At 46.9% G+C, this 7,059-nt stretch carries 4 protein-coding genes and 1 pseudogene; 2 read left to right on the top strand and 3 right to left on the bottom strand.

From position 1 onward, the window contains the following. Nucleotides 1–674 (top strand): annotated as a pseudogene (locus IQ235_RS14650) (serine/threonine-protein kinase); the annotation flags it as partial. Nucleotides 675–680: 6 nt separating this feature from the next. Here the strand turns inward: IQ235_RS14650 and IQ235_RS14645 are convergent. From IQ235_RS14645 to IQ235_RS14635, 3 genes are all read right to left on the bottom strand, one after another. After that, nucleotides 681–2,111: a hybrid sensor histidine kinase/response regulator gene (locus tag IQ235_RS14645; RefSeq protein WP_264322186.1), complete on the bottom strand. Its 1,431-nt coding sequence runs from the start codon at nt 2,109–2,111 to the stop codon at nt 681–683. A 120-nt stretch (nt 2,112–2,231) separates the two neighbouring features. Further along, a complete protein-coding gene (locus IQ235_RS14640; RefSeq protein WP_264322185.1) occupies nt 2,232–3,596 on the bottom strand; it encodes a hybrid sensor histidine kinase/response regulator in 1,365 nt (454 codons plus the stop codon). A 263-nt stretch (nt 3,597–3,859) separates the two neighbouring features. Continuing rightward, the gene (locus IQ235_RS14635; RefSeq protein ID WP_264322184.1) at nt 3,860–4,375 is read right to left on the bottom strand and encodes a hypothetical protein; all 516 of its coding nucleotides are present in this window, start codon (nt 4,373–4,375) and stop codon (nt 3,860–3,862) included. A 663-nt stretch (nt 4,376–5,038) separates the two neighbouring features. Here IQ235_RS14635 and IQ235_RS14630 point away from each other — a divergent pair. Then, nucleotides 5,039–6,898, top strand: coding sequence for a tetratricopeptide repeat protein (locus IQ235_RS14630; RefSeq protein WP_264322183.1), 1,860 nt, complete (start codon nt 5,039–5,041; stop codon nt 6,896–6,898). Nucleotides 6,899–7,059 lie beyond the last annotated feature (161 nt).

The following is a 7,059-nucleotide window of genomic DNA, read 5'->3' as shown; positions in this document are numbered from 1 at the left end:
TCTCGTTCTACTTTCTGGCAGACTCGGCTTTTGGAGAATCGAATCGCGCCCGAAAACAACTCCAACGGCTCAAAGCAGAGGGATATGAAGGTGCGGGAATGTTTTGGCTTCCCGACTATCCCAATTTATCGGGGAAATCCTACACTCAAGTTTATGCCGCCACCTTTGACGATCGCGCTAGCTGTGCGATCTGGCTCAAACGCTACGGACGGGAAAATCCCGATGCTTACTGTGCTTTAGCCAGTACCGATGCCAACCTGTCGCCCAACCCACTCACGGCACGGGAGGCCCTGGGAAACTCAACGCAAGAATCGCCAAACCCTGACGTACCAGACGATCGCCCGTCTCCAGAGCAAGCCATTCGCAGCTACTACGAAACTCTCAATGGCGATCGATACCGAACGGCGTGGGGAATGCTCTCCAAATCTCTGCAACGCAATCGCGACTTGCATCCCAACGGCTACTCAGACTACTCGACTTGGTGGGATTCGGTGGATTTTGTCGAAATCGAACAGATAAGCCCGATGGAGGTCGATCGGGATAGTGCTCGAGTTGGGACGCAACTGAAGTACCATATGAAAACTGGAAATATCAGCCCGCTATCTTTACAAATTGAACTGGTGTGGGACGATCGAGGAGATCGATGGCTTTACAATGGCGCGCAAGTCGATTAACTCAGACTAAGTTTCGATGGGATTGGGAATTTCAATTCTAAACGTTGTGCCCACTCCGGGTTCAGAGCGACATTCCAAACTGCCACCGTGTTTCTCCGTCACGATTTGGTAAGAGATCGAAAGCCCCAAACCCGTTCCTTTTCCCACAGGTTTGGTGGTAAAAAAAGCACCGAAAATATTTTGACGAACCTCTTCTGGGATACCCGTTCCGTTGTCGGAGATTTCGATTGCCACTCGATCTTCGATGGTTTGCGTCTTCACTCGAATCACATTAGGATTTTCTTCGATCTGGGCAAATGTCAGCCCCCGATTCGATTCCTCAAAAGAATCAATAGCATTCGCTAAGAGATTCATAAAGACTTGGTTGAGCTGTCCCCCATAACATATGACTGGAGGTAAATTCTCGTACTCTTTCACCACTTGAATCGCCGGACGCTCTTGATTGGCTTTGAGACGATGCTGGAGAATCATTAGAGTACTTTCAATGCCTTCTTGAATATTGCTACGTTGTTTCTCCTCTTTATCGATGCGGGTAAATGTTCTCAAAGACAACATAATTTCCTGAATTCTTTCCGTTCCGACTTTCATTGATTGAATGAGCTTCGGTAAATCTTCCAGCAGGAATTCAAGATCGATGTCTTCAATTTCATCTTCAATCTCTTGAGGAGGATTCGGGATTTTATCTTGATATAAATTGACTAAGTTTAATAAATTATCGAGATACTCGCTCGCATAATCTAAATTTCCCGAAATAAACCCAACAGGATTATTAACTTCGTGAGCGATACCCGCAACGAGTTGACCCAAACTTGATATTTTTTCCGCTTGGACTAACTGAGATTGCGTTTGCTTTAAATGGTTGAGAGACTCTTCAAGTTCGTAAGTTTTTTGTCGGAGTTGCCGTTCCGATCTCGTCAGCTCGGAAGTTCGAGAACGAACTCGCTCTTCTAACTCTTTTGTTAAGGTCTCAAGAGCCGATTGAGCGCTAACACGCTCTTCTACTTCCCGAACGAGTTGATGATTTCGATCTTGTAATTTTCGGGTCAGCTCTCGAATTTGTAAATGTGTTTTAACTCGTGCGAGTACCTCTTCCGTTTGAAAGGGTTTGGTAATATAGTCGATCGCACCTAAAGAAAATCCTTTAACTTTATCTTTTGTATCCGACAGTGCCGTCATGAAAATAATTGGAGTATCTTTTATGTCGGCATTGGATTTAATCCGATAGCAAGTTTCAAAGCCGTCGATTCCCGGCATCATGACATCGAGAATCACCAAATCGGGTTGAGCGTATTCTATTTGCTCGATCGCACTTTGACCGTCGAGAGCAACTAAAATTTCCCATCCCGAATCAGCCATGACACCGGAGAGAACCTCCAGGTTCGTAGGATTATCATCCACAATTAAAATCGTAGATCGATCGATGATTTCATCTGTCATGGACGGCTACACCTGCTAACATTGAATGACTTCATACTTCAATCGACCTGATACTTGTTCGTGGAATGGGAGGGGGCTTAGGAGAATAGCACCGAGCGAGACCGGAACCTTTCGAGAAATTCAGACGATGGGAATCTCAATGATAAACTCCGTTCCTTTTCCCGGTACTGAATTACAGATTAACTTACCTTGGTGTTGTTCTACCACGATCGAGTAGCTAATAGACATCCCCAATCCCGTCCCTTTTCCCACCGGCTTCGTGGTAAAGAACGGATCGAAAATACACTTTTGGATTTCTTCTGGTATCCCCAACCCATTATCGGCGATTTCGATCGCCAGAACGTCGCCTGTGGGTTCTTCCCCACGATCGTTCTGGGGAAAGTCGCGTTTGAGCTTCGTCCGAATCCAGATCGTGGGCAAATAATCATCGCGCTGACTCCAGGCTGACACGGATTCTTCGAGTGCATCAATCGCGTTGGAGAGAATATTGATAAAGACTTGGTTAATTTGTCCGGGGTAGCACTCCACCAAGGGCAAATCGTCGTAGTCTCGAATCACTTCGATGGCCGCACGATTGGGCTGGGCTTTTAAACGACTCCCTAATATAATCAGGGTACTTTCTAAACCCTCGTGTAAGTCGGCAAGTTTTTGTTCGGCTTCGTCGAGTCGCGAAAACATTCGCAAAGATCGAACGATATTGCGAATGCGATCGGTTCCCACTTGCATCGAACAGAACAGTTTTGGCAAATCTTCTTGCACGAAGTCTAGGTCGATTTCATCTGCTTTATCCTGTATTTCTAAAGGGATTTCGGCAAATTGGTGCTGGTACAGGTGAAGTAAGTCTAGCAAATTGTGAATATACTGACCGGCATGAACGAGGTTACCACAAATAAAATTCACGGGGTTGTTAATTTCATGGGCGACTCCCGCAACGAGTTGACCCAGAGAAGACATTTTCTCACTTTGAATCAACTGCATTTGTGTTTTTTGTAAGTGTTCGACCGTCTGTAAAAGTTCGGAAGTTCTCTCTTCAACTCGCTGTTCTAAATCTTTTTGTGACTGTTGCAATAAGAGATTTTGCGCGGCCATCTTCCGATTTAGAATTCGCATCTCTAAATGAATATTAATTCGAGCGAGTATCTCCTCTTTTTGAAAGGGTTTGCTGATGTAATCGACGGCCCCAAGTTCAAAAGCTTTCACTTTATGGGCTGTATCGGTAAGCGCGGTCATGAATATCACCGGAATTTCCCGAGTTTGTGGCGATGCTTTCAAGCGCTGACAGGTTTGGAACCCATCAATTCCTGGCATCATCACATCCAATAAAATTAAATCGGGAGGCGATGTGTTGACTTGCTCGATTGCACTGAACCCATCGGAAGCAGATGAGACTGTTAATCCAGCTTTGGTTAAAAACTTGAATAGCAGCCTTGTATTGATTGGATTGTCATCAACAATCAATACCAATCCTTTCTTGGCAGTTTCCATCCTCAACTCTCTTTTATTTGATGAGTGGTACTGCACCCACTGACAAATAATAATCTGCTCAATGGACCCCAAGTGCCGATCGAGATGGTCTCGATGCGGCCCGAACGATGCGGATATTTGACCCGATCGGTCTATAAATGTGGGGACAGAGTCCCAACCAGCTTTGACACTTTATTTGTACGATCGGTTGCGTACGTTAAGTAACGATGTTTCCCAGATCGGGAAGTTCCTAGACTTTCCCAATCATAGGCGATCGACAAAGGCTATGGGATCTGGTTTTTTAATCGATCGATCGCTTCGGAAGTCAGATCGACCCGAACCTCGATCTCTCGGAGTTCGTCTCGGAAAATTAATTGGGAACGATCGCCATTGGCAAAATAGGCGATATTGGGCTCGTGAAGTTCGAGGGTTCGATACGTCACCTGTTGTGGCTTCACTCGCAATACCACTTGGGGTTGGGATTTTGGATAAATGTACAAAGCCGAGTGTAGGAGATCGAGATCGAGTTTTCCGGCGGTAATATTACGTTGTTCGTCGGCATCGGATTTGCTCCAGTAGAGGGCGATTCCGCGAATTTCCGGTGCTTGAATGGCAAAAACTTCATCGAATCGCTGGGGTTCCCAGTCCAATTCACCAACATCTCCACTCGGGGGTAAGATGCGCTGCTGCCAGGAAATCTCTCGATCGTCAAGATCGGCCCACCATTGGCGGATCTCGTCTAAATAATTCCCGCTGTCGGGATGGCTACTACCATACTGCCAGACAATTTTAGATTCCATTGTCGCTTTTGAATTTGGGTCACGACCGCTCTGAGTTTAGCTGTGTCCAGTCTAACCTCAGAAATTGGCATTGGGCTGTAGGTTCTCGAAGCTATAGCCCGATTTGCCCTGATTCTCAGTCATTTTCACACACAGCAATTCGATCGCGTAATACCCCATAAATCTCGATGGCTTCTCTTCCTCGGTCAGTATAGATCGATAAACCTCGCAGCCCTTGCTGACCTTGCTTTTATCGGTCACTGCGGCTCTAGAACATAGGATAGGCAACTCGATCGGGTCGAGAGTGCAATCGGTTCGGTCTTTTGAGTTGGCGGTTCTACGTGACTTCACTTGGATATGAAATCCATATCCGTTATCTCGAAGAAATTCGATCGCATCGGCCTTGATTTCAATTGACTCCGGAATTCTTACGACCCGATCGGTAGACTGTAAATGGAGAGAGTGGATAACCCAAATAGAAAAAGCTATAACTAAAACGTAAGGATTCGCAGGTGCGATTTGTCGATGCAAGCTGGGTTTTTAAAAGTTTCATTGTGGTCAACGATATTTTACCCCGATGATGCTCTAACCAAGGAAATCGAACCCTACATCTTAATACTTCTATCTCAATTTTTTCAAATCCAAGATTTCTCTTTTGAAGTGTCGTTCTAACAATAGAATTCTATGAATTTTAAAATTTTATTTTTGACAACATCTCTAATTTTTAGTAGCGTTTTTTTACCGCAATTTCCTGTAAAAGCTTTTGAAATATCTGAAGAAATCGGATCGAAAGTAAGCAAAGAGGTCAAGCCCGATGGCTCCGAGACCCTTCAACTCGCTCAAATCTCCGATCCGGATTGGGAGGCTGGCGTACTCTACCAGCTCGCAATGGGGTTTGCCCAATTCGGAGAAATCGATCGGGCATTAGAATTCGCTCGTACCATTGATGTAGCAGACGATCGCCGTATTGCTGCCACCGCAACGATTGCGGGGGCGATCGCTCAAAACGGAGAAATCGATCGAGCGTTGGAACTCGCTCGCACCATTGAAGCGGAGGAGGGGCAAGCTGCTGCTTTATACGGTATTGTCTTATCTCTTGCTGAAGCCAGAGAGTTCGATCGCGCCCTGGAACTAGCCTTCTCAATTCCGTACATCGACTACCCGCGGCCGTTCGACTATAGTGGCGTGCTCGATGACGAGCAATGGGGAGCTTACGCCATCACCGGAGTCGTTTCTCAATTAGTCGCAGCCCGAGAATACGATCGGCTTTTTGAGGCTGTGCCATCCATTGATGCGTACTCTGCCAAGTTTGGTCAATACGATATTCCCAACGGCTTTTTGACGAGTCAATTGGTGCAGGCGGGTGAATACGATCGCGCCTTACAAGTGGCACGAGAAATCGAAAATTCCGATCGTTCCTTACAAGCATTTAAAATGCTGGCTTCGCAATTGGCCGGTATCGGAGAATTCGATCGCGCCTTAGAAATTGCTCGCACCATTGCCAATCCCCAAATTCAAGCAGAGGCACTCGAAGCGATCGTCATTCAATTCGTGGTGTCGGGAGAACTCGATCGGGGAATAGAATTAGCGCGAACGATCGAAGTTGACGATCTTCGAGTCAGCGCGTTGAGCCAACCGATCGCCAGCTTAGCGACTACCGGACGGACAGAACAAGCCCAAAGCTTATTAACCGAAGCTCTACAACTGACCCCAAACCTCGATAAGACCAAACAAGCTAACATCTTGGCCGACATTGCCTTTGGGTTCGCGATGCAAATGCAGTGGGAACAAGCCATAGAAACTGCGCGGACGATTGAAGATATAGAAATTCGAGCGATCGCGCTTTTGGGAATCGTTTCCCAATTAGCGCGTCAGGGAGAGTTCGATCGCGCTTTAGAAGTTACCCGGAGTATTGAAGACACGCAACACAAATCCTCGGCGTTTTACAGCATCGTTTCCGGGCTAAACGAGATCGAGACGCAACGGGAACGAGCCTTGGAAATTATCCAGGAGATGGAAGATGGGGAAACGAAATCCGAGCTTCTCTGGCGAAGTGCCGATACTTTTGCCGCCTCCGGAGAATTCGATCGCGCCTTGGAAATTGCTCGCACGATCGAGGATCGTAACTATCGCTTTTTTGCCCTGAGTAGTGTGGCTTTGGAATGGGCGGTTGCTGGAGACATACCTCGGGCTTTCGAGCTGGTGGAGACGATCGACGATCGCTTTTATCAAACCGAAGCATTGAAAAATATTGCCTTTGCCCTGATGCAAGCTGAAGATGACGAACGCAGTTTGGAAATTGTGCGGTTTATCGAGGAAGATGCATCTCAAGCCCGAGTGCTATCGGATCTGGCATACAATTTAGCGTCCTGGAAACAATACGATCGAGCGTTGCGGTTTATCCAAGCCATTCAAGACGATCGAGCGCAGGCTGCTGAGTTCCTCAGCCTCGCCACCGAACTCTCTTACGAAGGAGAAGCCGAGCGAGCGCAGGAATTCTTCGATCGAGGAGTCTCAATTCTCGACGCCACTCCAAAAAGTTAGTCTAGGAACGCATCGAACGGGTCGTCAGTTTCCCTGGCAACCCCTTCGATACTTGTAAAATGGCGTTACGAGCTTGCCGAATCGGTCGCGCGATCGCCCGCAGCCTTTTCTAAAATCCACCGCCACCCATTCGGATTGATCAGTCCCCGGGCTTCATCTTG

Source organism: Zarconia navalis LEGE 11467 (assembly GCF_015207075.1).
In the GTDB taxonomy this organism is placed as follows: Bacteria; Cyanobacteriota; Cyanobacteriia; order Cyanobacteriales; family Geitlerinemataceae; genus Zarconia; species Zarconia navalis.
This window is presented reverse-complemented; position numbering and strand designations above follow the sequence as displayed.

Bases quoted from the DNA above. Each gene is read 5' to 3' on its own strand.
- IQ235_RS14645 (WP_264322186.1), bottom strand. From the start codon at position 2,111: ATGACAGATGAAATCATCGATCGATCTACGATTTTAATTGTGGATGAT.
- IQ235_RS14630 (WP_264322183.1), top strand. From the start codon at position 5,039: ATGAATTTTAAAATTTTATTTTTGACAACATCTCTAATTTTTAGTAGC.
- IQ235_RS14640 (WP_264322185.1), bottom strand. From the start codon at position 3,596: ATGGAAACTGCCAAGAAAGGATTGGTATTGATTGTTGATGACAATCCA.
- IQ235_RS14635 (WP_264322184.1), bottom strand. From the start codon at position 4,375: ATGGAATCTAAAATTGTCTGGCAGTATGGTAGTAGCCATCCCGACAGC.